Genomic DNA, 24,142 nt, shown 5'->3' with positions numbered 1-24,142 from the left:
CCGCAAGGAGGGATGTGTATGAAAGCCGTCATTATGGCCGGAGGCAAAGGGACGAGGCTTCGCCCGTTAACCTGCCATCTCCCGAAGCCGATGGTTCCGCTTGCCGGCCGCCCCTGCATGGAGTACATCATCGAGCTGCTGGAGGCGCACGGAATTACGGACATTGCCGTCACGATCCAATATTTGCCGGACGTTATACGCGATTATTTCGGGGACGGAAGCCGGCACGGCGTCCGCCTGCATTATTTCGAAGAAACGGTGCCGCTCGGCACCGCCGGCAGCGTCAAGCACGCCGCCCCGTTTCTGGACGAGCCGTTCGTCGTCATCAGCGGCGATGCGCTAACCGATTTTGACCTGACCCAGGCGATCCGGTTTCATCAAGAGAAGCGTTCGCTCGCCACGCTTGTGCTCACCCGGGCCAAGCATCCGCTCGAATACGGTGTCGTAATGACCGACGACGGCGGGCGCATCGTCCGCTTCCTCGAAAAGCCGAGCTGGAGCGAGGTGTTTAGCGACACGGTCAATACGGGCATCTATATTCTCGAACCCGAAGTGCTGGATCGCTTCGAGCCGGGCATCGCGTACGATTTCAGCCAGCAGCTGTTCCCGGGCCTTCTCTCCGACGGAAAGCCGCTGTACGGCTATGTCGCGGACGGCTACTGGTCGGATATCGGCACGCTGGAGCAATATCGGCAGACGCAGTTCGACATGCTCGACCGCAAGGCGAACGTGCGCATCCGCGGCACCGAGCTGCGGCCCGGCATTTACGTTGGCGAGAACGTCACCGCCGCTCCGGACGTCAAATGGATCGGGCCGGCGTTTATCGGCGACGGCTGCCGGATCGGGGACGGCGTGGAGATCGGCGAGTACAGCATCGTCGGACAGGGCAACGTGCTGTCCGCAGGCAGCGTGCTGGGCCGGACGATTCTATGGGATCACAACCATATCGCCGAACGTAACGAACTGCTCGGCTCGACGCTGGGAAGCCGGATCTTCTGCAAGGAAAGCGCGCGCTTCGCCGACGGGAGCGTCGTCGGAAGCCACTGCGTGATCGGACCGAAAGCCGTTGTCGAGTCGCATGTGAAGATATGGCCGAAGAAGCAGATTCGCGAAAATACGCGACTGACCTCCTCGTTCATTTGGGGCGAGCACCTGGGCAGGCCGCTATACAGCGCCTTCGGCGTCACCGGTACGCCCAATCTCGATCTGACGCCGGAATTCGCTGCCCGCTTCGCCACGGCCTACGGCTCCGCTCTGGCTGCCGGCAAGCGGCTTGCCGTCAGCTCCGCGCCCCATGAATTCGCCCGGCTGATCAAGCGCACCGTAGCCGCCGGTCTGCAATCGGTCGGCGTCGACGTGGTCGATCTCGGCGACGTGCTGCCGCCGGTCGCCCGTTTCGCCGTCCGTGAGCTGCAAAGCGCCGGAGGCATCCACGTGCAGCTCGGCGCCGACGGGCTCGGCTGCCTCGAATGCTACGACGGGCAGGGCCTGCCGATCGACAAAGCGGCGGAGCGCAAGGTCGAGAACGGCTTCCGTCAGGAGGATTACGGCCGGGCCCCGGCGGAATCGCCCGGAAGCTATCGGACGGACGAGACGATGACGGCGTCGTATCTCGGGGCTCTGCTCGCCTTAACGGCGATGGAAGGCGAAAGCGCCCAGCCGCTGCGCGCCGTCGTCTGCACACGTCCGGCTGTCTTCGCGCTGCTGCGGCCGCTGCTCGATGCGCTCGGCTGCGAGGCCGTGCATTTGCCCGCCGAAGCGCAGCGCGGGCGGCTGGCCGACCATGTCCGCGCGCTGTCGGCCGATCTGGGCCTATGGCTCGACGACGACGCCCGCGGCATGTCGCTCGTCACGTCCGGGGGCGAGACGGTGACCGGCGACCAACTGATGCTGCTGCAGTACGTGTCGTTTTTTCACAGCTTCAAATCCGCCGTCATCGGTGCCCCCGTGAGCGCGCCGCACCTGCTCGAAAGCTTGGCGGAAGGACTCGGCGCCCGGGTCGTGCGCACGAAGCAGCAGATTCGCAGCATCATGGAGGTTTCCGCAGACCTTGCGCTGCACCCGCTGTTTGACGGCCTGTTCGCAACCGGGCTCATCGTGCGCAATATGCACCGCAGCGGCCTGCCGCTTGACGAGCTGCTGCGGCTCCTGCCGAGCGTTTACGTCCGGCGTGAGCGGATCGACTGCCCCTGGGACCGCAAAGGCGAAATCATGCGCCGGATGCTGCAGGAAACAAAGGGACGGCCGGTGGAGCTCATCGACGGCATCAAAGTGCACCACGACGGCGGCTGGGTGCTGCTGCTTCCCGATTCGGACGATCCGGCTTTTAGCGTCGTCGCCCAAGGGCTTCACGACGATCACGCGCTGTCGCTCGTTCACGAATACCGCGAGCAAATTCTAAACCTGATGCAGTGAGCATAACCATAAGGTAATGCCCAATGATGAGTCCGGCTTCACCGGACTGAGCGAAAGATGGGACAATAGAGTTTACGAGGGGGTGGGTTATCCACTTCCGACCGCTGCTCCACCCCACAAAGTGAAGTTGAATCAGGGAAGCTTAGTCCGAATACTTTGCGGGGACCCCGGGTCCTCGGGAAATTTTTATTGGAAGCCGCTTATCAGCGGACATTTCCCGAAGACAAAGGCGGACGCTTTCGCTTCTCCAGTGGATACCCCACCTACGTTTGCATCTCTATTTTTGTTAAAGCCTATTTTCTCAACAAGCTCAGTCCGGCTTCGCCAGACCTTCCAAAGGAAAGGATGATCGTATGAAGCTCATTCCGATCGGCTCGAAGCAGATTGCTTTTGTCCGGTATGACGACCAAGCTTCCCAGATGCACATTCAATACCATACGGGTCATACCCACACGTGCTGCGACATCCTGCCCGAGCATTACCAGCGGCTGCTCCAGTCACCCAATCCATACGATTTGCTCATGCAAATGACATCCGACAAAGCCTGGTGCCCCCCGCAAGCCTGAGGCAGCCGGGCTTTGCCTCTTCCTCCGCTCCGGTCCCAGAGCCGACAATATTGAAGCAAACACGCCGCCGGCAGCCGTTTTCACCCATTTTCACGGATTGACCGGCATGGCATAAAAAGGTATCTTAAGAGAAAGCAAGCATTCTGGAACGAGAAGGGTGTGGGTGGATTGCCTAGGCACTTAGTCATCGGAAACGGCAAGTTTTTGATCAACCTGGACCGTAATACGTACATGCGCGATTTGTATTATCCTTACGTCGGGCAGCTCAACCATGTCGGCGGCTATCAATGCCGCATCGGCCTATGGGTGGACGGCGCTTTTACTTGGCTGGCCGACCCGGAATGGAAGTTCGAGCTTTCGTATATCGAAGACTCTCTGGTCACCGAAGTTCGCGCCTCCCATTACCATCTCGGGATTACTTTGCTTATGAACGACGGCGTGCATCAGCGCGAGGACGTCTATCTGAAACGCGTGCGTGTCCACAATCATTGGGATACCGTGCGCGAGGTGCGCATGTTTTTCAATCAGGATCTCGTGATCAACGAGACCGAGGTGGGCGATACCGCCGCCTATTATCCTCAGAACAATACCGTCTTTCATTATAAAAAAGACCGTTACTTCATGTTCAACGGGCTCGCCGGCACCGACGGCATTTATCAGTACACGGCGGGCGTCAAACGGTTTTACAACGCCGAGGGCACGTGGCGCGATGCGGAGGATGGCCATTTGATGGGCAATGCGATCGCCCAGGGCTCGGTCGACAGCACCGTCAGCTTCCGGCTGCATGTGCCGCCGAACGGCGACGAGACGCTCTATTATTGGATGAGCGCGGGCAAAAATCTCGAAGAAGTGAAGAAGCTCGACAACTACGTCAAAGAAAGCCATCCGGGCAAGCTGCTGGATCGGGTGGAAATTTATTGGCAGCGCTGGGTCAACAAGCCGGAGGAACGCGATTACGGCAACCTGAACGAGGCCTGTGTGCGATTGTACAAGCACAGCCTGCTGATCGTCCGGACGCAGACCGACGTGAACGGCGCGATCATCGCGGCGAACGACTCCGACATCATGCAGTCCAACCGCGACCATTACAGCTATATGTGGCCCCGGGACGGCGCGCTGATCGCTTATGCGATGACGATGGCCGGCTATCAGGGCATGATTACGCCGTTCTTCAACTTTTGCGCGGAGGCGCTCTCGCCGGACGGCTACCTGCATCACAAATACAATCCCGACGGGACGGTCGGCTCCAGCTGGCATCCGTACCTCAATGGCGGCAACATGCAGCTGCCGATTCAAGAGGACGAAACCGGGCTCGTCCTGTTCGCGCTGTGGCAGGACTACGTCCGCCACGGTATCATCGAGCTGCCGCAATCGCTGTACCGGACGCTGATCCGCCGCGCGGCGCGCTTTATGGCTGGCTATATCGAGCAGGAGCTGAGCCTGCCGAAGCCGAGCTACGACCTGTGGGAAGAGCGGTACGGCATCTTCACGTTCACCGCATCGGCCGTCTACGGCGGTCTCATTGCAGCCGCCAACTTCTGCAGCCTGTTCGGGGACGAAGAGCGGTCCAGCCGCTACCGGCATACGGCGGAGAAAATCAAATCCGGCATCCTGAAGCATCTGTGGGACGAAGAGGAGCAGCGTTTCGTGCGGGGACTCGTGCTGGACGGCGGAGTCTGGGTGAAGGACAAGACGCTGGAGAGCAGCGTCTACGGCATTTTCGAGTTTGGCGTGCTCCCGGCCGACGACCCGCGCGTCGTCAGCACGATGAAGGCCAACCGGGCCGGACTCACGATCAAAACGGACATCGGCGGCGTCGCCCGTTACCACCACGACTATTACTTCCAGCGTTCGTCGGATATTGATACCGTCCCGGGCAATCCGTGGATCATCTGCACGCTGTGGATCGCGGAATGGGAGATCGAGTGCGCCAAGACGCTGGAAGACCTCGAATCGCCGCGTCGTACGCTCGAATGGGTCGTCAAACACGCGATGGAAAGCGGCATTTTGCCGGAGCAGCTCGACCCGTTCGACGGCGGACCGGTATCGGTCGCCCCGCTCACCTGGTCGCACGCCACCTATGTGCTGACCGTCGTCAAGTACACGGAGAAATATAAAAAGCTGCTGGCCGCCAGCAAAGCGTAAACCCGGCAGCTTTCGTAATAGCAAAAACATGCCGGCAAGACGGGTCATGTCCGTCCTTCCGGCATGTTTTTTGTTCTGCACAGCCTCTGCTACCGCTTGCGGGGAATGCTGAGCGTCTGCCAATGCTCGCTTTTCAGGTGTTTGCCCAAAAAGACGATCTGCCCGACATGGTATCCGTAATGAGAAACTTGACGCTGAATCGCCTTCAGCACCGTATGCGCTTCGCCGCGAATATAGACGGTCCGCAGCACATCATCCGGTGTCAGCGAGCGCAGCGTCTGAAACACCCGCTCCCAGCCTTCCTCCCACAGCCGCAGCAGCTCGGCCCGGGGGAGTCGGCTGACTTCGAATTCGCCGTCCCGGTTACGGTCCGGCTTCTCGCCGTCCGTCGTCAAAAAATCGGTCCAGCGCGAAATCATATTTCCATGCATATGCTTGATCAGTATTTCCAGCGAGTTGGATTCCGGATCCATCGTTTCGTAAAAGTGCGCGTCCTCCAGTTGGCTCATCGTTCCGTCGGCCAGCTTCTTCATGCTTTCAAAAGCCGAAATCGATTCTTTCAAAAATTCGTCGCCAAGTTGAAACGGTTGTTTCATTATGATCCTCCCTTTCCGCGAAATGGGTACAACACCATCTTACGGGAACGAGACCGGAAAGTACATTTCCGTTTTTTATCGGGGCGATAAGCCGCATAACCGGAAGACGCAAAAAAACCTGACCGAAGTCAGGCTGCCGTACTTATTCATGTACGTAGGTTTGTTCGTACTTGTCCGCTTCCCACAGCCGGTCAAGCTCGGCAGGATCGCTCATTTCGACGACGATCATCCAGCCTTGGCCATACGGGGACAGGTTGATGACGCCTGGGTTTTCCGTCAGCTTCGGATTGACGCTAACGACTTTACCGGATACCGGAGCATACAGCTCCGTCACCGTCTTGACCGATTCCATGCTGCCGAACGGCTCGCCGGCCTGAAGGACGTCTCCCTCTTCGGGGAGCTCCACAAAGACGATGATCCCGAATTCCTCTTGGGCAAAATCGGTGAGTCCGATCACGGCTCTGCCGTTTTCCACCCGAACCCATTCATGATTTTCGCTGTATTTGAGCCCTTTGATTACTTCCATAACGTCGGTTCCGAGCCCCTTTACTCCAAGTAGTGAAAAACCCCCTAGCCTGCCGCAAGACAAGCCGAGGGGGAGATGCGAAGCGTATGAAGACGATTATTTCGCCACCAGGTGCTTGTCGCCTTTTTTCCAGCCGATCGGGCACAGACCGCCGGATTGCAGAGCTTCGAGAACGCGGAGCGTTTCTTCGACGCTGCGGCCGACATTGTTGTGATGAACGACTTGGTATTGCAGCTCGCCTTCCGGGCTTATGATGAACAAGCCGCGCAGCGCGATGCCTTCTTCTTCGATCAGAACGCCGTAGTCGCGGGATACTTGTTTCGTAATATCGGCAGCCAACGGGAAGTTCAATTGGCCAAGGCCGTTTTGATCTACCGGCGTGTTGATCCAAGCGCGGTGGGAATGAATGCTATCGATGGAAACGCCGAGGATTTCGGCATTGATCGCTTTAAATTGCGAAGCGGCCTCGCTGATTGCCGTAATTTCCGTCGGGCATACGAAAGTGAAGTCCAGCGGGTAGAAGAACAATACGAGCCACTTGCCTTTATAGTCGGACAAGGAAACTTTGCCGAACTCTTGTCCGTTCCCAAGGACGGTGTCCATTGTAAAATCGGGTGCTTGTTTACCTACCAAACGCTCTGCCATGTTCCAAAAATCCTCCCTTAAGTTGGTTAATTGATCACGGTTTTTCACGATATAAATCGTATCATTTGGAGCCCATCGAAGTCAAGATTAAACTAATTATTTTTTTATAATAATTCTAATCTATGACAACCCAAACATACAATTGCGCTGTAGAAAACAGAAAAAACTCTTAAGAAATCGGAATTCCTCAAGAGTTTTTCCTGCTTTCCGGTCTTGCTATTGGTTCGATCCTTATTTGCGGATGGCGTTAACGATCAGCTCGCCCATTGCGGTCGTGCCGATGGCCTTGCTCTTGTCGACGGCAATATCTCCGGTGCGGTGACCCGCATCCAGCACTTCCTTCACGGCGCGCTCGATCGCTTCGGCGGCGTCATGGTAGCCGAACGTCAGACGGTACATCAGCGCTACGGACAAGATCGTCGCGATCGGATTCGCAATGCCTTGGCCCGCAATATCCGGCGCAGAGCCGTGCACCGGCTCATAGAGGCCGAACGCCCCTTCGCCCAGGGAGGCGGAGGACAGCATGCCGATCGATCCTGTCAGCATCGCCGCTTCGTCGCTCAGGATGTCGCCGAACATGTTCTCCGTCACGATGACGTCGAAGCTGGACGGACGGCGCAGAAGCTGCATTGCGCAGTTGTCCACGAGCACATGCTCCAACTCGACGTCCGGATAATCCGGCGCGATCCGGTTGACCGTTTCTCTCCACAGGCGGGACGTTTCCAGCACGTTCGCTTTATCGACGGACGCCAGCTTCTTGCGGCGGGTACGGGCGATCTCGAACGCTTGGCGGACGATGCGCTCCACTTCCGTGACGTTGTATACGCACGTATCGACCGCTTCTTCTCCGTTCGCACCTTCGCGGCGGAATTTCTCTCCGAAGTAAATCCCCCCGGTCAGTTCGCGGACGACGATCAGATCCGTGCCTTCAAGCACTTCCGGCTTCAGCGTGGAAGCTTCCTTCAAGCAATCGAATACGTTAGCCGGACGGATGTTGGAGAACAAGCCGAGCGCCTTGCGGATGCCTAGCAATCCCGTTTCCGGACGCAGCTCTTTCGGATTGTTGTCCCATTTCGGGCCACCGACGGCTCCGAGCAGCACGGCGTCCGCTTTCTTACAAATTGCCAGCGTATCCTCCGGCAGCGGGGTTCCTTTCTCGTCAATGGCGATACCGCCGAACAAGCCGTGCTCGAACTCAAAACGGTAACCGAACACGTCCTCGGTTTTTTTCATGACTTTAATCGCTTCCGCTACAACCTCGGGACCGATGCCGTCCCCGGCGATAACGGCAATTTTTTTCACGTCTGCCATTGGTTTCACTCCTAAATAAATTCATTATCTCTTTTGTAGCACATTTGTCCGTCTTTGCGCCAAGACATAAATCGAATAAATTTGATAGACAAAACCTATAACCATCACCGTACCGATAACCGGCCTCCCGGACTTCTCCAGAGCTGGAAGGCGGGACGCTCTCCGAATCGGGCACGCCGGCGCCCTTCTATTCCATTTTGACCTCTTTGCGGCGTCCCATATACCACTTGACGAACGACTCGGCCAGCTCGGCCGGCGCATCGTCGATCCCGGCGCGACGTACCGGCTTGGCCCGGTTCATGGTCCCGACGGACGCGAGCCCCAGCCATTTTTGAAATAGACTGCGGGTGACATTCACTTCAATAATCTTCTCCCGCTTCGATACGAATAATGCCGTTGTCAGACTTCCCGTTTTGAACTGAATGAAGTTATCCTTCAAGACGTACCGCGTATTGGCGTAATCAAGCCATCTGGATACAAAGATCCATATCAGCAAAACGCCGGATAACACCCACCAAGTCTGTTCGAATCCAAGCAACCGCGGCTTGAAATAAAATAGAGCGGCCGTCGCTAGAATCCAAACCCAGCTTGGCCTTAGCATGCGGATCCATAACGACTTCCGGGGAAGCCGGTTCATCTCGCGGGTCACTTCATAAGCCGGCAGCATTTCCGAAATCATCTCATAGGCGCGTTGAACAGGCAGAAAAGGATACAGCGAGCTGATTTCGAGCTTGTCCTCCCCGTCGCCAAGGCCCCCTGCACTGGTCAGCTTCACTTCGGCGAGTCCGAGCAAACGTTTCAGCACGGACTGTGTAATTTCAACCGCTTGCACCCTTTGCTTGGCAATGGAAAATACCGTTTCGTCGACAAGGCCTTTGGTGATGTAAATCCGGTCGGGATCGGAAGAAATCTCGTATTTCCCATACTTCACAAAGGTTCTGACGATTCCGAAAGCGACGGAGACCACGGCGAGCACAACGATCAGAATCGCGGCAATCCACCAGGAGTTCATAAGGATTGAAAGCAAACCTTTCGCCTCTTGCTTCACATGAAAGAATTGATCGAGTTTGGAATAAGCGGAACCGAGCAAAGGAATAAGGAGCAGAAAGCTTAAGGATGTAAAGGAAGCTCTTACAATATCCTTTCTTGTCGGCTTAAAATGAACGATCCGCTGCGGTTTCACCGCTTCTGCATGCGACTCCGCGGCAGCTTCGCCGTCCTGTACCGTCATCAGTTTGTCGGTTACCGGGCTCGTCACATGCTTTTCAATATTGTCGGCTTTTGCTAAAGCGATGACCTCGAATTCGACAGCAGCCTCTTCACCGGTGAGCCCTGTTTCAAACCGGATGGAAGTCACATTAAACAGCCGATGGAATAAGGTCGTGTGACGGTTGACGTTTTGAATTTTGGCAAAAGGAATCGTTCGTACGGACTTGGTGAACACCCCTTCATAGAGATGAAACGAAGCATCGTCGAGCTTGTATTTATGCGTCAGCCACTGAAATAGAATGACGAGAACAGCGACCCCGACAAAAAGAAAAAAAGCGATCCTCCCATACTTAAGGAAAGTCGAATCCGAACCGAATTTGATCACGAACAAATACATGGCGATGACAAACGAGAATTTGGCCAACTTCCATAATTTCCAAACCATCGTCAGCGGATGATGCCGTTTCGCTTCGGTCATGACTCCACTTCCTTTAGTTTGGCGAAATGGGCAATTTGATCCCTTAACTCAATCGCGACCTCTTTAGGCAGAGCAGGTATGGCATGCGTCGATCCCATCGTTTTGATTGAGACTGAGCAGAGGCCGTACTTTCGCAGAAGCGGTCCTTGCTTCGTGGCGACCGACTGGATTTTGGTCATCGGGACGAGCCGATGCTCTTCGTTTAACGCGCCCGATTTCAGCTGCAAAAACTCTTCATTCATATCGTAGCGCCAGTTGTTATAGAGCAAAAACGGTCTATAGAAAGACCAGATCGCAGACGGCACGGAAATGACGGCAAGACCGATAAGAATCCAGCCGATCCACTCTTTCCATGCGTACCGATGGTCCAAATAGAGCAAAACCCCAAGCACGACAAAGCCGATCACATTCGAAATCGTTTCACTGATGATCCATACTTTGACCGCATCCTTGGACAATCGTCTTTGAGGCGCGCCAATTGGAGAAAACATAATCTCACCCCTATAGCTCCAAGCTGCCATGTTCATGTTTCTGATTTCCACCTTAGCAGCTTTCATCATCTTAATCAATAAATTTTTATCGAAAAACGATAATTTTTTATTGTTTAGGATAAAATAATATGGTAGATTAATGAACTGAAGCGGCCTTTGGCCCGATTCGTTACTACATTTCTGCTATAAAGGAGTTATCCTTCATGAAATCAAAAATCGTCTTTAAAATAGGCGCAATCCTGTGTCTCATTTGTTTTTACTTTGTTATATTGGTGGGGATATTTGCATTAGGGGAACATTCCTTACGTCTGTGGAGCCCGGATAGCGAACTCGCCCGGTCCTTCGGAGACTTCCAGCCTTTATTTAGTTATATTGATCTCAACTTTTATCAGCAGCCGGAGCTTTATACCGATCCGTCCTTTGTTCAACTATCGTTCATTTCCACGACGTGCATGCTCTTGTTCATGTTCTTATTCTTATGGTTTATGCGCAAGCTCCTGAACAATATATATGAAGACAGTCTTTTTTCGTATGAGAACGTGTCGATTGTTTTCAAATTAGGGCTGACGATCATCGTTGCTGGGTCGGCCTTTACGTATACCGACGGCCTTCTGTTATCGAAGGCGCTTGCGGCCTTAACGGTTTCCAATGCGCAAATTTCGCTTTCCAACCTGTCCTATGTCGATACGATAACCGGCGGGATCGTGCTCCTGTTGATCTCTTGGGCTTTAAAAATAGCGGTACATGCAGTGGAGGAAAATAGCAAAACAATTTAACTGCGAAGTAGGCGATAAAATGATAAGAATCAAATTGGATGTCGTGATGGCGGAGCGCAAAATGTCGTTAAACCGGCTCTCCGAACTGGTCGGCATCACGCCGGCCAATTTGTCGATCTTAAAAAACGAAAACGGAAAAGCCATTCGCTTCACGACGCTTGATGCATTGTGCAAAGCTTTAAACTGCCAGCCCGGTGACTTAATGGAATATATCGACGAGGCCGAAAATCAAGACTAGCGCCAATAGAACAAAAGGAACCCTTATGCGGGGTTCCTAGGTTTGTTAAAAAACCGCTTTGCGTAAAAATTCTCTGCATACGCTGGTGGGGTATATCCCTCCAGCCACTCTTGAAACCCGTGAATTGGATTAGAATTAGCGGTATTTTCACGGGTTTCAAAGGTGGACGTAAACTCTTACGGGATATACCCCACCTCTATTTATCTGAGATTTTCTACTTAACTAAGGTCCCTCAACGAGCTCTAGGAACCCTTAAACGGGGCTCCTTTTTGTTTGAATAATAATCAATACCTGGTCTTAGACTTCCCGATGCGTTCCATAGACTGCAACCATGGGTTCCGCCACCCGCCGTTCGGCACCGCAATCGCAACGAGGTGAGTGGTGGCTGCGTTGCTTCCGACCATCGCCCCCCGCTCTATCGCAAATCCCGCAGCAGCCGCAAGTTCCCTAGCGTCAGCACGCTCTTCCACGCTTCTTTGGCAATCGGCCAAACGTCCTCGTACTGCCCCCAAGCCCACGCCGGCTCCCAAGCCCCCTCCTCCGTCTGACCCCGGACGATGAATTCCAGATTAGCCGGTATGATATCCTTGTACCGCTCGTAGTATGGAGATTGCCGGGTTGTCGCCACTTGCACCGGATGCAGCCCGTACCCACTCCACTGTGTCGGATCGACCGTAACACAGCGGCCGATCATCGTGTCGAGCCGGTCGGCGATCCGTGCCCGCTGCTCATCGGCGAGCCGCTCGGACAGGCGCAGGTAACACAACAGTTCATGGAATTCGTCCAGCGACGATTCCGAGCACAGCTTTTGGATCGCGAGCTCTGCAAGCTTGCCAGCCCACGCCCAGCCTTCCGCCTCCGCTAATTCCCGGAACTGAATAAAGTAGTCCGCGATTTCCGCGCTCGGATTGCCCCAGTACGGATTCGCCTTGCTGTAATTCCACCACGGGGCCCGAGGGGACTGCTGGACCTCCGGCGGCACCTTGTCCCAGCCCGAATTCGCAGGGTCGTACGTTTGCGTAAAGTAGCGCAGCGCTTTTCTCGTCATCTCCCCGCCTGCCTCCCGGGGAAGCAGGGACAGCGTTTGCAGCGCTACCGTCGTGGCGATTGCCGAGGACGCCTCGCAGCGAATATCCGGCTCCAGTCCATGCCCGAAGCCGCCGTCTTCGTTCTGGTAGGGCTCCAGTGCCCGGACCACGTCCTCCGCGCGTCCCTCCTCGAACTCGTACTTATACATCGCCTTCTCCAGCGGCCGCGCTTTCGTTTTCAGGTAGTGCTTGGCCCGTTCTTCCGCCGCCGCAGCGGCTCTATTGAATTCCATCGCTCACACGCCTCCTCGATGTTCGATTTCCGTATACCAGTGTAACTGGCCATAGGCAGCTTGTATTGAACAAATCGGACATTAGTGGATGTGAACGATCCGCTACGTACATGGCGGCCGGACTACCTGCTAGGACGTCATCAACGAGGAAGGAAGCTCGCCGTAAAAGCGCTTGAAGTCGCGAATGAAATGCGCTTGATCGCAGTATCCGTAAGCCCCGGCGATTTCCTGCCAAGAAAGCTTGGGGTGCCTTTCCGCATCGCGCAGTATATTCTGAAACCGGACAATGCCGCAAAATGTTTTCGGCCCCAGCCCGATCCGGCCGTCGAACAGCCGCTGCAGCTGCCTTGCGCTAATATTCCCCGACCGGACCAGCTGCTGGACGCTGACCGTCCCCCTGGCCGCAAAAATACGTACCATCGCCTCATGCAGCGCTGGCGGCGCTTCAGCCCTGCCGTTATCCGCAGCCGCCAGCAGGCGGAGCAGCGCCGTTTCGACAAGGATGATCCGTTCCGGTGTCCCTGCGGCAAGCCTCAGCTGCTCCCCGAGCTCCGCGACCGCTTTCCCCCATACGTCCGTCCCCCGAAACAGCGCATTTTTAAACTCGCCGAGGGGCACTCCTATAAAAGGATACGCTCCTCCCGGAAAAAAGCGCACCGCAAACGTTTCCGATGCGCCTTCACGCTTCGGCCCCGGGCTGAAGGGAAGCTCGAACGCCCCGCAATAACGGATAGAAACGTCTCCTCCGCCCGCGGCTTCCCATTCGAAAATCAAATCCGTACAGCCGTCCGGAACGACGGTGACCGCAGGTTCGCTCCGCCTCCCCGTTCCATCCGTCCGGGAGCTCCAATAGCACGATATATGCGCCTTAAGCGCGGAGCATGGCTTGTGTTCCGCGTAATGATCCGGGGTGCGCGTCCCCTGCGTCGGTTCGAACATCAGGTAAGATTCCACATCGTCCGGCTCCTTCCATCTTCGTGCTGATACGAATAGTTTACCACACCGGTCTTCCGGGCGCCTTGACAGCATGCGAACGGCTGCTGTCGGCTTTTGGCGGCAGTTGTCATCTCCCCCGGTTAGGTTTACAATTAAATTTATCACTTGGAGCAACATTCACTTCTTTTCGCCAAAGGAGCCTGAACCGATGAAATACCGTTTTTCCGATACAACCAAAGCTTTCGAATCGTCGGCCGTGCGTGAGATCCTGAAATTAACCCAAGGCCGTTCGATCATTTCGCTCGCCGGCGGCTTGCCGAACGAGCAGTATTTTCCGGTAGAAGCGGTCAACGAAGCGTTCGACCGCGTGTTCAAGCAGGGCAAGGGCGTGCTGCAGTACGGCTTGACCGAGGGCTACACGCCGCTGCGCGAGAATATCTCGAAGCATCTGGAACGCAAAGGCATCCGCGCCGGCGTTGACAACATGCTGCTGACGACGGGCTCGCAGCAAGCGATCGACCTGCTCACCCGCGTCTATATCGACCCGGGCGACGTCATTCTCGTCGAGCGGCCGACTTACCTTGCCGCCATTCAAGTGTTCCAATCCCGCCAGGCGAAGCTCATCTCTGTCGACTGCGATACGGACGGCATGATTCCCGAGGATCTGGAGCGTAAAATCAAGCTGCACCGTCCGAAGCTCGTTTACGTCATCCCGACCTTCTCCAACCCGACGGGGAAATCGTGGAGCCTGGAGCGCCGCCAAAGCACGCTAAACTTGTGTAAAAGCAACGACGTGCTGATTTTGGAAGACGATCCGTACGGCGAACTGCGCTTCGGCGGCGGTGAGCCGATGCCGTCGATTTTCTCGTTGGAGCAGGAAGCCAACGGCGGCGCGGTTGTCTACACCAGCACGTTCTCGAAGATCGTTGCTCCGGCGCTGCGCACGGGCTGGGTCGTCGGCGACGAGCAAGTGATCCGTCACATGACCCGCGCCAAGCAAGCGGCCGACCTGCACTCCAGCACGATGGACCAACAGGCGCTGCATCAGTTGTTCGAGCATTTCGATCTGTACGGCCATATCGATCAGATCCGAACGGCTTACGAGACGCGGATGCGACAGATGATCGACCTGATGAAAGCGAAAAACTGGGACGGCGTGCAGTGGATCGAGCCGAAAGGCGGCATGTTCGTCTGGGTGGAAATGCCGGAGCATATCAACACGCAGGAGCTGCTCAAGCTGGCTGTCGAAGAAGGCGTCGCTTTCGTCCCAGGCATCAGCTTCTTCGCGAACGAACCGCAGACGAACACGATGCGGCTGAACTTCACCCATACGGACAGCGAGGACATGGTTCGCGCTTTCGACCGGTTGGACCGCGCCCTGCAGCGCATGCAGCAGACTGCGGCACGTTGAGCGAACGAAGGTAAATACTTGAACACTAAAAAACCGTTCACCACCTGTTGGGGACTGCCCCCCGTTGCAAAGTGAACGGTTTTTTATATTTCCGAAATTTATAAAATTAAGTTGCATAATACATGGAATTGTATTTTTTCTGTTAGCAGTGATCAATTATTTATGCAATAAAAAAGCTGAAAGTGCTTCTTTCCAATGACGTAAATCTTTGAGACCGTTTAAACGAATGGCCATATGATCCATCACGGAATATGAAGGTCTCGGAGCTGGACGTGGAAATTCTAATGTGCTTACAGGATTCACCTCCACATGCTGCAATCCCGCCTGTTGAAAGATTTCTTTACTAAATTCGTACCATGAGCATACACCTGCATTTGATACATGGTACGTCCCATACAATTCTTTGTCCAATAATTGTAGAACAAATTCGGCTAAGTCCGCCGTATACGTAGGCGAACCGAACTGGTCATGCACTACATTTAGCTGTGTACGTTCTTCAGCCAATTTTAGCATCGTCTTTACAAAGTTGGAACCATGTTTTCCAAATAACCAAGAAGTTCTTATAATATAATGCTGCGGAATCCATTGGCGAACAAATTGTTCTCCTGCTAATTTTGATTTACCATAAACGCTTTGTGGCGAAGTCGGAGAGAACTCATTATACGGAACCTGTGAAGCCCCGTCGAATACGTAATCTGTACTGATATATATCAATTTGGCATTGCAAATCTGTGCAGCCATGGCAATATTTCTTGTACCGTAAGCGTTGACAGCATAGGCTTCATCTATATCTTGTTCAGCCTGATCCACTTTAGTATAAGCAGCTGAATGGACAATAATGTCAGGATTCTTCTCCGAAATTATGTGTTCTACGGCTTTTCTATCGGTGATATCCAAGTCCTTACTGGATATACCATAAACCTCAAATCCTGTTTCTTTAAAAAGATCAACAAGATCGGTTCCTAATTGCCCGGAAGCACCAGTAACGAATATCCTCATTACGCACTCCCACTTATTCGCATGGCGTATTGTTTCTCGTAATATTTTTGATATTGCCCATTAATAATGCGTTCCCACCAAACTTGATTTTGTAGATACCATTGAATCGTCTCTTTGATACCTGATTCAAAATTATATTTAGGAGTCCAGCCTAACTCTTTTGTAATTTTACTTGCATCTATTGCATAACGACGGTCATGCCCTGGGCGGTCCTTAACAAATTGAATCAAATCATCTGATTTCCCCAACTCCGCCAAAATGGTTTTGACAATCTGTATATTCGTCTTCTCGTTATTCCCTCCAACATTATAGACTTCTCCATCAATTCCGTTATGAAGGACATAATCAATTGCACAGCAATGGTCTTCTACATGCAACCAGTCCCGAACATTTAAACCATCCCCATATACAGGTAGCGATTTATTGTTAATTGCATTGATAATCATTAATGGAATAAGCTTTTCAGGGAATTGATATGGACCATAGTTATTGGAGCATCGTGTTATATTTACCGGCAAACCATAAGTTTCATGATAAGCTCGGACAAGCAGATCAGCACCAGCTTTACTGGAAGAGTACGGGCTGTTCGCAGCTAGTGGCGTAGTTTCTGTAAATAAACCGGTTTCTCCAAGAGTGCCGTATACCTCATCGGTAGAAACTTGAAGAAACTTTGCAATATTATATTTTTTTGCTGCATCGAGCAAAACTTGTGTCCCTAGAACGTTTGTTTTCACAAAAATACCAGGCTCCGTAATACTTCGATCTACGTGAGATTCTGCGGCAAAATTGACAATAGCCTCAACTCCGTCTGCTACAACCGACTCCACTAAATCACGGTCCGTGATATCTCCTTTAATAAAGCGATAGTTTGGTAAAAGATGAACTGACCCCAAACTTTCCAAATTTCCTGCATAAGTAAGAGCGTCAAAATTAACGAATTCGTAATTCGGATATCGATTGGTCATATAAATAATGAAATTACTTCCAATAAATCCAGCACCGCCGGTAATTAATACTTTCATATGGCCTCCATTAAATAAAGTTAATTTCAGCATCCCGAAGTAACGGATGCTTTTCATCCTTAGCTGAAAGCTGAGGTTTGTTTACAGGCCATTCAATGCCAAGACTGGGGTCGTTCCACATAATTCCACGGTCATGTTCAGGTGAGTAGTATTCGTCAACCTTATAAAGGACTTGAGTATTTGGAACCAACGTACAGAAACCATGGGCAAACCCTTTGGGTACTAACAACTGCCTTTTGTTAGACTCACTTAAAATAACACCATACCATTCTCCAAAGGTCGGCGAGGATTTTCTGATATCAACAACAACATCAAAAATAGCCCCAGCAATAACTCTTACCAGCTTTGATTGTGCCTTCGGTTCCAATTGATAATGAAGCCCTCTCAATACACCCCCATCGCACGATAAGGAATGGTTATCTTGAACAAATGAATAATTAACTCCAGATTTTTTTAAAATTTGTTCATTATAGCTCTCCATAAAAAAACCACGTGAATCTTTAAATACAATAGGCTCGATCAGCTTCACTTCTTGAAACTTTGTAGGGTATATTTTCAAGAAAACCCTCTCCATTAGTAAACTTTATTTTTAATTGATACACCCAAAATGATTTCCAAATTCAAGTCCTACTGCTAATTCATTTGCCTTTGCTAAGGATGAGTGAGTTCCGGCGTCAGTCCACCAACCTTGAAGAACATCATAGGTTAGCTCATTATTTTGAATGTATGCGTTATTTACGTCAGTGATCTCAAGCTCTCCACGCCCCGAGGGCTTTAATGTTTTAATAACATCAAACACCTTGTTATCATACATATAAATTCCGGTTACCGCGAATGAACTTTTCGGTACTGTTGGTTTTTCTTCAATGGAAACAATTTTTTCCACCAATAGTTCTGCTACACCGTAACGTTCAGGATCATGAACCTCTTTGAGAAGAATTTTTGCCCCACGGCCTTGTTTATCGAAATTTTGGACATAAGGACTTATATTATCTTCAAACACATTATCTCCCAAAATAACCACCATGGAATCCTGACCGACAAAATTTTGGGCCAATCCTAAAGCTTGAGCAATTCCACCAGCTTGATCCTGTACTTTATACGTAAATGTTACCCCAAATTCATGACCGCTGCCCAAAAGGTTGACTACATCACCCATATGCTCCCGGCCAGTCACAATAAGAATTTCATATATATCCGCTTTAATCAATTTATGAATGGCATGATAAATCATAGGATATTTGCCTACAGGCAAAAGGTGTTTGTTCGTTACTTTCGTAAGAGGATAGAGTCTGGAACCGGTTCCGCCCGCAAGAATAATTCCCTTCATTGTCGACCTCCGTATAATGTATGAAATAAGCTGAAACGGATCCACTTTAAAAAGAAATTTGTTCAAGAAACATCTTGAACAAAAACTCTCCTTTTGTTAAAGGCAGGGTACTATCATACCTCTCCCTCTAAAGGAGATATCTCTTGGATATCATACATTATATATCGGCCATTGAAATGCGTTTCTTTAGTTCCAAGTATATAGTATCTTTTTACATAAACTCAGTCTGCAGGTGTCGGAATAAGGTTCGGGAATCATGATGATTGAATGAAAAAAGCCGGCACTCAAGGCGCCGGCAAAAATAAACAAGTACATGTACTTACTTCTTATATCAACGTCACATTATCGCGGCTGCGAGCCGGGCTTTTGCGTTTCTCGATCAAGCGGTTGATCGCGTCCACGTACGCGCGGGCGCTCGCTTCGAGGATGTCCGTGCTAACGCCGCGGCCGAGTACGGCGTAATGGCCCTGCTTCAGCACCACGTGCACTTCGCCAAGCGCATCCTTGCCGTGCGTAACCGATTGAATCGAATAGTCGTCGAGCTCGACTTCTTCCTTGGTCGCCTTGTCGATCGCTTTGTAGATTGCATCGACGGAGCCGTTGCCGACGGCCGCTTCTTCCAGGTGACCGCCATCGAGCAAGTTGATCCGCACGGTAGCCGTCGGAGTCGATTGATTGCCGTACGAGACTTGAATCGTCTCCAGCGAGAACACCTCGGGCGTCTCGATCAGCTTCTCTTCGAGCAGCGCGACGATGTCTTCGTCCGTGACGTTCTTCTTCTTGTCAGCCAAGTCTTTGAACTTGGCGAATGCGGCATTCACATGCTCGTCGTCGAGGTTGTAGCCGAGGTCGACCAGCTTCTCGCGGAACGCATGGCGTCCGGAGTGCTTGCCGAGCACCAGCTTGCTTTCCTTGAGCCCGATCGTCTCAGGCGACATAATCTCGTACGTCGTCTTTTCCTTCAGCATGCCGTCCTGATGGATACCGGATTCGTGCGCGAACGCATTGGCGCCGACAATCGCCTTGTTTCCCGGCACGACCATACCAGTCAGCTTGCTGACCAAACGGCTCGTACGGGCAATCTCGGACAGCGTGAGCGTCGTCTTCGCTTGGAAAAACTCCTGACGCGTCTCAAGCGCCATCGCCACTTCCTCGATCGACGTATTGCCCGCGCGTTCGCCGATGCCGTTGATCGTCCCTTCGATCTGGTCCGCTCCGTTCAGAATCGCCGCCAGCGCATTCGCCGTCGCCATGCCCAAGTCGTCGTGACAGTGCGCGCTGAGCTGAATTTTCTCGATGCCCGGTACGTTCTCTTTCAACGTCTTGAAAATGTTTCCGTATTCATAAGGCATCATGTAACCGACCGTATCCGGGATGTTCACGACCGTCGCGCCGGCGCGGATCGCCATCTCCGTGACTTCGCACAGAAAATCGAGCTCGGTGCGGCCGGCATCTTCCGGCGAAAACTCGATTTTGCTGAAATATTTCTTCGCGTAACGGATCGCCGCTTCCGCCGTTTCGAGCACTTGATGCTTTTCCATCCGCAGCTTGTGCTGGCGGTGAATCGGCGAAGTAGCGAGGAACAAATGCAGACACGGGTCCTGCGCATCCTTCAGCGCTTCGCGGGCCGCCTCGATGTCCTGCTCGCGGGAGCGCGACAGGGCGATAACCGAGGCATTTTTCACGGCACGGGCTACGGCGCTGACGCCCGCCAAGTCTCCGGGAGAGGCCGCCGGGAAGCCGGCTTCCATCCGGTCGACGCCGAGCTTCTCAAGCTGCAGCGCAATCTCAACTTTTTCCTGCATATTCAGGTTGACACCCGGCGACTGTTCGCCGTCACGAAGCGTCGTATCGAAAATATAAATTTTTCTCATGGGTCTTGGCTGCGCCTCCTTTGGAATTGACTTGCATTTAAAACAGAAAAAGGTGCGACCCGAAACGGACAGGGATCGGATCTCTTGTTGTCCATTTCCCTGCGCCGCTTCAAGCCGACCTTATGCCGCTTCTCCGTTATAGGTTGAAATCGTCTGCCGAATTACTTCTTGATCCAGTGCATCAATTCGCGCAGCTGGGAACCGACTTGCTCGATCGGATGCTCGGCTTCCAGACGGCGGGTAGCTGTCAGGAACGCACGGCCCGATTGGTTCTCCAAAATGAAGTCGCGGGCGAATTTGCCTTGTTGGATGTCGGACAGGACGCGTTTCATTTCTTTCTTCGTTTCTTCCGTAATGATGCGAGGACCTGTGACATAGTCGCCATACTCCGCCGTGTTGGAGATGGAATGTCTCATCGTCGCGAGACCGCCTTCGTACATCAGGTCAACGATCAGCTTCAGCTCGTGCAAGCACTCGAAGTAAGCCATTTCCGGCGCGTAGCCTGCTTCCACCAGCGTTTCGAAGCCTGCTTTGACAAGCGCGGAAGCGCCGCCGCACAGAACGGCTTGCTCGCCGAACAGGTCGGTTTCGGTTTCTTCGCGGAACGAGGTTTCGATAACGCCCGCGCGGGTGCAGCCGATCCCTTTGGCATAAGCCAAGCCGATAGCTTTCGCTTGACCGCTTGCATCTTGCTCAACCGCAATCAGGCCGGGAACCCCGAAGCCTTCGACGTACACGCGGCGAACCATGTGGCCCGGCGATTTCGGAGCGACGAGGAATACGTCTTTATCCGCGGACGGTTGAATTTGGCCGAAATGAACGTTGAAGCCGTGGGAGAACATGATAGCTGCGCCATGCTTCAGGTTCGGTTCGATTTCGTTTTTGTATACGCTCGCTTGGGTTTCGTCCGGCATCAGAAGCTGTACGACGTCGGCAAGCTTAGTCGCTTCCGCTACGGAGTAAACTTCGAAACCGTCGTTTTTCGCTTGCTCGAAGGAACGGCCTTGACGAAGTCCGATGATGACTTTCAAGCCGCTGTCGCGCAGGTTTTGCGCTTGGGCGTGGCCTTGGCTGCCGTAACCGATGATGGCGATCGTTTTCCCTTTCAATACGTTCAAATCAGCGTCTTTTTCATAGTACATCGTAACTGCCATGGATAATAGCTCCTCCTTTGAATTAAACCCTGTGAACGGGTGCTCGAACGGACGACGGGGGACAGGAAGCTCGGACCGTCGGCCGGGTTGGCCCCGTCATCCGCATGAGCCCCCGCTCACAGGATCATCTTGATATTAGTAGCAAAACGAAAAATGAATTATTTATTCATACCGCGAATCATCGCCGTTACGCCGGTGCGAGACAGCTCCTTGATGCCGTAAGGCTTGAGCAGCTCGGTCATGGCTTCGATTTTCTCCGAATCCCCGACCACCTGCACGATCAGCGAGCTCGGACCGATATCGACGACCGCCGCGCGGAACGTCTCGACGACGCCGAGAATTTCCGGCCGCATGCTTGGCTCGGCGTTTACTTTGATCAGCGCCAGCTCGCGCGCCACCATCGGATGGGCGCTCAGGTCGACGACTTTGATCACGTCGATCAGCTTATAGAGCTGCTTGGAAACCTGTTCCAGCGTCTTGTCGTCTCCCGTCGTGACGATAACCATGCGGGAGAGCCCTTTTTCCTCGGACTCGCCCACCGTAATGCTCTCGATATTGAAGCCCCGGCGGCCGAACAGGCCGGATACGCGCTGCAGCACACCGGGCTGGTTGTTCACTAGAACGGATATGGTGTGTTTGCGTGTCATTCCGAATCCCCCATTAACATTTGGTCTATCGTCGAGCCCTGCGTTACCATCGGGAACACGTTCTCGTGCTTCCGGACGACGAATTCGACGAGCACGGGACCCGGGGTATCAAGCGCTTCCTGCCAAGCTTGGCGGGCTTCGTCTTTGTTCGTCGCACGAAGACCCTTCACGCCGTAAGCTTCCGCCAACTTTACGAAATCCGGGCTGCCGGCCAGGTCGATGTGGCTGTACCGGTTGTCGTAAATGATCTCCTGCCATTGGCGCACCATGCCAAGCACCTGGTTGTTGATGACGACGATTTTGACCGGAATTTGGTGAATCGCGCAAACCGCCAGCTCCTGGGAGCACATCTGCATGCCGCCGTCGCCGTTGATCGAGACGACCAGCCGGTCCGGGTGCGCCTTCTGCGCGCCGATCGCCGACGGGAATCCGAAGCCCATCGTGCCGAGGCCGCCCGAGGTGATCCAGGAACGCGGATGATTGAATTTGTAATACTGCGCCGCCCACATCTGATGCTGGCCGACGTCCGTTGTCACGATCGCTTCGCCCTTGGTCGTCTCGTGGATCATCTCGATCACGTACTGCGGCTTCAGCTCCGTATCGGAATCTTTGTAGCGCAGCGGGAAATTCCGCTTTGTCTCCTGCACCCATTCGATCCATTTCTCGGACCGGGACGGCTTCGCCTTCAGGTTGGCAAGCTGCAGCGCAGCCTTCACGTCGCCGACGACTGGAATGGCCGTTTCGACGATTTTGCCGATTTCCGCCGGGTCCACGTCGATGTGGACAATTTTTTTCGCCTTCGGCGCAAAGCCGTCCACCTTCATCGTGACGCGGTCGTCGAACCGGGCGCCGATGCCGATCAGCAGATCGCAGTTTTGCAGCGCGTTGTTGGCGGTGTACGTTCCGTGCATCCCCGGCATGCCGAGCCACAGCTCGTGCGCGCTCGGGAAGCCGCCCAAGCCAAGCAGCGTCGTGGCGACCGGAATCCGCGTTTTGTTGACGAACTCGAGCAGCTGCTCTGCCGCATCCGCGTAGACAACGCCGCCGCCCGCAATGATCACCGGACGCTCGCTCTCGGCGATCGCTTCCAGCATCTTGTCGACCTGGAGCTTGTTCGGCTGCACCGTCGGATTGTAGCCGCGGATGTCCACCTTCTCCGGATAATAGAACGGCGCCGTATCGTTCGAAACGTCTTTCGGAATATCGATCAGAACCGGGCCTCTGCGGCCGGTCGAAGCGATATGGAACGCTTCTTTGATAATGCGCGGCAAATCATTCACGTCGCGCACCAAGTAGCTGTGCTTCGTAATCGGCATCGTGATGCCGGTAATGTCCGCCTCTTGGAACGCGTCCGTACCGATCACCGATGTCGCAACGTTGCCCGTGATGACCACGAGCGGCACCGAATCCATGTAAGCCGTCGCAATCCCGGTAACGAGGTTCGTTGCCCCCGGACCCGAGGTGGCGATACAGACGCCTACCTTGCCGGTCGAACGGGCGTACCCGTCGGCTGCGTGAATCGCGCCTTGCTCATGCCGCGTCAGCAAATGGTTAAAATCCGGATTGCCGTGCATGGCATCGTAAATATATAAGACCGCTCCGCCGGGATAACCGAAGACGCAATCCACGTCCTCCAGCAGCAGGCTGCGAAGCAGCATTTCCGAACCGGTAATGACGTCCGGCTTCAGCAGCTCTTCGCGAAGCTGTTCCTTTGACTTTTGTGTGGTTTGGACGATCATGAATATTGGCCTCCTCTCAGATAATCCGACAAACGACTAAAAAACCCCTCTCATCCCCAAACGCAGCATGTGCGTCTGACGGGACGAAAGGGGTTAATCTTCCGTGGTACCACCCAGAATTTGTTAGATGCCTCGCGGCAAATAACCTTAGCAGGTAATGCGCGCCGCAGCAATCCTCATCGGCTAGCACGATGACGACCCGTAAATTCGCGTCTCTTACCTTCGGCACGGTAACGTGTGCCAAGTCCGATTTTCCCTAGTAACATTGTCGCTTTCAAGCGGTAAAGCCTGATGTTATGCGAAAAGCTTTCAG

22 protein-coding genes are annotated in these 24,142 nt (G+C 53.5%); 6 read left to right on the top strand and 16 right to left on the bottom strand.

The features are described from left to right. Positions 1 to 18: 18 nt before the first annotated feature. The 3 genes from KQX66_RS33795 to KQX66_RS33785 all read left to right on the top strand — a co-directional run bounded on the left by KQX66_RS33795 (position 19) and on the right by KQX66_RS33785 (position 5,126). Positions 19 to 2,415, top strand: coding sequence for a sugar phosphate nucleotidyltransferase (locus KQX66_RS33795; RefSeq protein WP_216797955.1), 2,397 nt, complete (start codon positions 19 to 21; stop codon positions 2,413 to 2,415). Between the two features lie 353 nt (positions 2,416 to 2,768). Next, entirely contained in the window at positions 2,769 to 2,981 is a 213-nt protein-coding gene (locus KQX66_RS33790; RefSeq protein WP_216797954.1) for a KTSC domain-containing protein, read from the top strand. Positions 2,982 to 3,149: 168 nt separating this feature from the next. Beyond that, the gene (locus KQX66_RS33785; protein WP_216797953.1) at positions 3,150 to 5,126 is read left to right on the top strand and encodes a glycoside hydrolase family 15 protein; all 1,977 of its coding nucleotides are present in this window, start codon (positions 3,150 to 3,152) and stop codon (positions 5,124 to 5,126) included. Positions 5,127 to 5,215: 89 nt separating this feature from the next. Here the strand turns inward: KQX66_RS33785 and KQX66_RS33780 are convergent, their stop codons facing one another. The 6 genes from KQX66_RS33780 to KQX66_RS33755 form a co-directional block, all read right to left on the bottom strand. Further along, the gene (locus tag KQX66_RS33780) at positions 5,216 to 5,722 is read right to left on the bottom strand and encodes a DUF1572 family protein (protein WP_216797952.1); all 507 of its coding nucleotides are present in this window, start codon (positions 5,720 to 5,722) and stop codon (positions 5,216 to 5,218) included. Positions 5,723 to 5,864: 142 nt separating this feature from the next. Continuing rightward, positions 5,865 to 6,248 (bottom strand): glycine cleavage system protein GcvH, encoded by a 384-nt coding sequence (gene gcvH, locus KQX66_RS33775; RefSeq protein ID WP_036694249.1) that lies wholly within the window; start codon positions 6,246 to 6,248, stop codon positions 5,865 to 5,867. A gap of 96 nt (positions 6,249 to 6,344) precedes the next feature. Then, entirely contained in the window at positions 6,345 to 6,893 is a 549-nt protein-coding gene (locus KQX66_RS33770; protein WP_216797951.1) for a peroxiredoxin, read from the bottom strand. A gap of 231 nt (positions 6,894 to 7,124) precedes the next feature. After that, positions 7,125 to 8,204, bottom strand: coding sequence for a 3-isopropylmalate dehydrogenase (gene leuB, locus KQX66_RS33765; protein ID WP_054972762.1), 1,080 nt, complete (start codon positions 8,202 to 8,204; stop codon positions 7,125 to 7,127). A gap of 187 nt (positions 8,205 to 8,391) precedes the next feature. Beyond that, the gene (locus tag KQX66_RS33760; RefSeq protein ID WP_216797950.1) at positions 8,392 to 9,891 is read right to left on the bottom strand and encodes a PH domain-containing protein; all 1,500 of its coding nucleotides are present in this window, start codon (positions 9,889 to 9,891) and stop codon (positions 8,392 to 8,394) included. Beyond that, positions 9,888 to 10,382: a PH domain-containing protein gene (locus KQX66_RS33755; RefSeq protein ID WP_216797949.1), complete on the bottom strand. Its 495-nt coding sequence runs from the start codon at positions 10,380 to 10,382 to the stop codon at positions 9,888 to 9,890. Before KQX66_RS33755 ends, KQX66_RS33760 begins: the two co-directional genes overlap by 4 nt. A 203-nt stretch (positions 10,383 to 10,585) precedes the next feature. Here KQX66_RS33755 and KQX66_RS33750 point away from each other — a divergent pair, with 203 nt between their 5' ends. Further along, positions 10,586 to 11,158: a DUF2975 domain-containing protein gene (locus KQX66_RS33750; RefSeq protein ID WP_216797948.1), complete on the top strand. Its 573-nt coding sequence runs from the start codon at positions 10,586 to 10,588 to the stop codon at positions 11,156 to 11,158. A 19-nt stretch (positions 11,159 to 11,177) separates the two neighbouring features. Beyond that, the gene (locus tag KQX66_RS33745) at positions 11,178 to 11,396 is read left to right on the top strand and encodes a helix-turn-helix domain-containing protein (RefSeq protein WP_216797947.1); all 219 of its coding nucleotides are present in this window, start codon (positions 11,178 to 11,180) and stop codon (positions 11,394 to 11,396) included. 415 nt (positions 11,397 to 11,811) lie between these two features. On the opposite strand, the gene KQX66_RS33740 is transcribed toward KQX66_RS33745, so the two are convergent. Together KQX66_RS33740 and KQX66_RS38050 are read right to left on the bottom strand one after the other, a co-directional pair. Continuing rightward, on the bottom strand, positions 11,812 to 12,717 hold the full coding sequence (locus KQX66_RS33740) for a hypothetical protein (RefSeq protein WP_216797946.1): 906 nt from the start codon (positions 12,715 to 12,717) through the stop codon (positions 11,812 to 11,814). Between the two features lie 129 nt (positions 12,718 to 12,846). Continuing rightward, entirely contained in the window at positions 12,847 to 13,671 is an 825-nt protein-coding gene (locus tag KQX66_RS38050; RefSeq protein ID WP_216797945.1) for an AraC family transcriptional regulator, read from the bottom strand. Positions 13,672 to 13,861: 190 nt separating this feature from the next. Here KQX66_RS38050 and KQX66_RS33730 point away from each other — a divergent pair, with 190 nt between their 5' ends. Then, complete coding sequence (locus tag KQX66_RS33730) at positions 13,862 to 15,064, top strand: aminotransferase-like domain-containing protein (RefSeq protein ID WP_216797944.1); 1,203 nt, start codon at positions 13,862 to 13,864, stop codon at positions 15,062 to 15,064. Between the two features lie 156 nt (positions 15,065 to 15,220). Here KQX66_RS33730 and rfbD read toward each other — a convergent pair whose 3' ends face one another. The 8 genes from rfbD to ilvB all read right to left on the bottom strand — a co-directional run bounded on the left by rfbD (position 15,221) and on the right by ilvB (position 23,829). Further along, positions 15,221 to 16,063 (bottom strand): dTDP-4-dehydrorhamnose reductase, encoded by an 843-nt coding sequence (gene rfbD / locus KQX66_RS33725; RefSeq protein ID WP_216797943.1) that lies wholly within the window; start codon positions 16,061 to 16,063, stop codon positions 15,221 to 15,223. Further along, a complete protein-coding gene (gene rfbB / locus KQX66_RS33720; protein WP_216797942.1) occupies positions 16,063 to 17,085 on the bottom strand; it encodes a dTDP-glucose 4,6-dehydratase in 1,023 nt (340 codons plus the stop codon). The genes rfbD and rfbB overlap by 1 nt, the downstream gene beginning before the upstream one ends. Positions 17,086 to 17,095: 10 nt before the next feature. After that, on the bottom strand, positions 17,096 to 17,659 hold the full coding sequence (gene rfbC / locus KQX66_RS33715; RefSeq protein ID WP_216797941.1) for a dTDP-4-dehydrorhamnose 3,5-epimerase: 564 nt from the start codon (positions 17,657 to 17,659) through the stop codon (positions 17,096 to 17,098). Between the two features lie 15 nt (positions 17,660 to 17,674). Beyond that, positions 17,675 to 18,415 (bottom strand): sugar phosphate nucleotidyltransferase, encoded by a 741-nt coding sequence (locus KQX66_RS33710; protein ID WP_216797940.1) that lies wholly within the window; start codon positions 18,413 to 18,415, stop codon positions 17,675 to 17,677. A gap of 326 nt (positions 18,416 to 18,741) precedes the next feature. After that, complete coding sequence (locus KQX66_RS33705) at positions 18,742 to 20,289, bottom strand: 2-isopropylmalate synthase (RefSeq protein ID WP_216797939.1); 1,548 nt, start codon at positions 20,287 to 20,289, stop codon at positions 18,742 to 18,744. 161 nt (positions 20,290 to 20,450) lie between these two features. Then, positions 20,451 to 21,443 carry a ketol-acid reductoisomerase gene (gene ilvC, locus KQX66_RS33700; RefSeq protein ID WP_010499554.1) on the bottom strand — a complete coding sequence of 331 codons (993 nt, stop codon included), beginning with the start codon at positions 21,441 to 21,443 and terminating at the stop codon, positions 20,451 to 20,453. A gap of 158 nt (positions 21,444 to 21,601) precedes the next feature. Next, the gene (ilvN, locus tag KQX66_RS33695) at positions 21,602 to 22,090 is read right to left on the bottom strand and encodes an acetolactate synthase small subunit (RefSeq protein ID WP_010499553.1); all 489 of its coding nucleotides are present in this window, start codon (positions 22,088 to 22,090) and stop codon (positions 21,602 to 21,604) included. Beyond that, positions 22,087 to 23,829, bottom strand: a complete 1,743-nt coding sequence (ilvB, locus tag KQX66_RS33690) for a biosynthetic-type acetolactate synthase large subunit (RefSeq protein ID WP_216797938.1) — start codon at positions 23,827 to 23,829, stop codon at positions 22,087 to 22,089. Before ilvB ends, ilvN begins: the two co-directional genes overlap by 4 nt. Positions 23,830 to 24,142: the final 313 nt, after the last annotated feature.

The organism is Paenibacillus oleatilyticus, from assembly GCF_018998565.1.
Taxonomy (GTDB): domain Bacteria; phylum Bacillota; class Bacilli; order Paenibacillales; family NBRC-103111; genus Paenibacillus_G; species Paenibacillus_G oleatilyticus.
The sequence above is the reverse complement of the archived record's forward strand: the minus strand, read 5'-3'. Positions and strand labels throughout refer to the sequence as shown.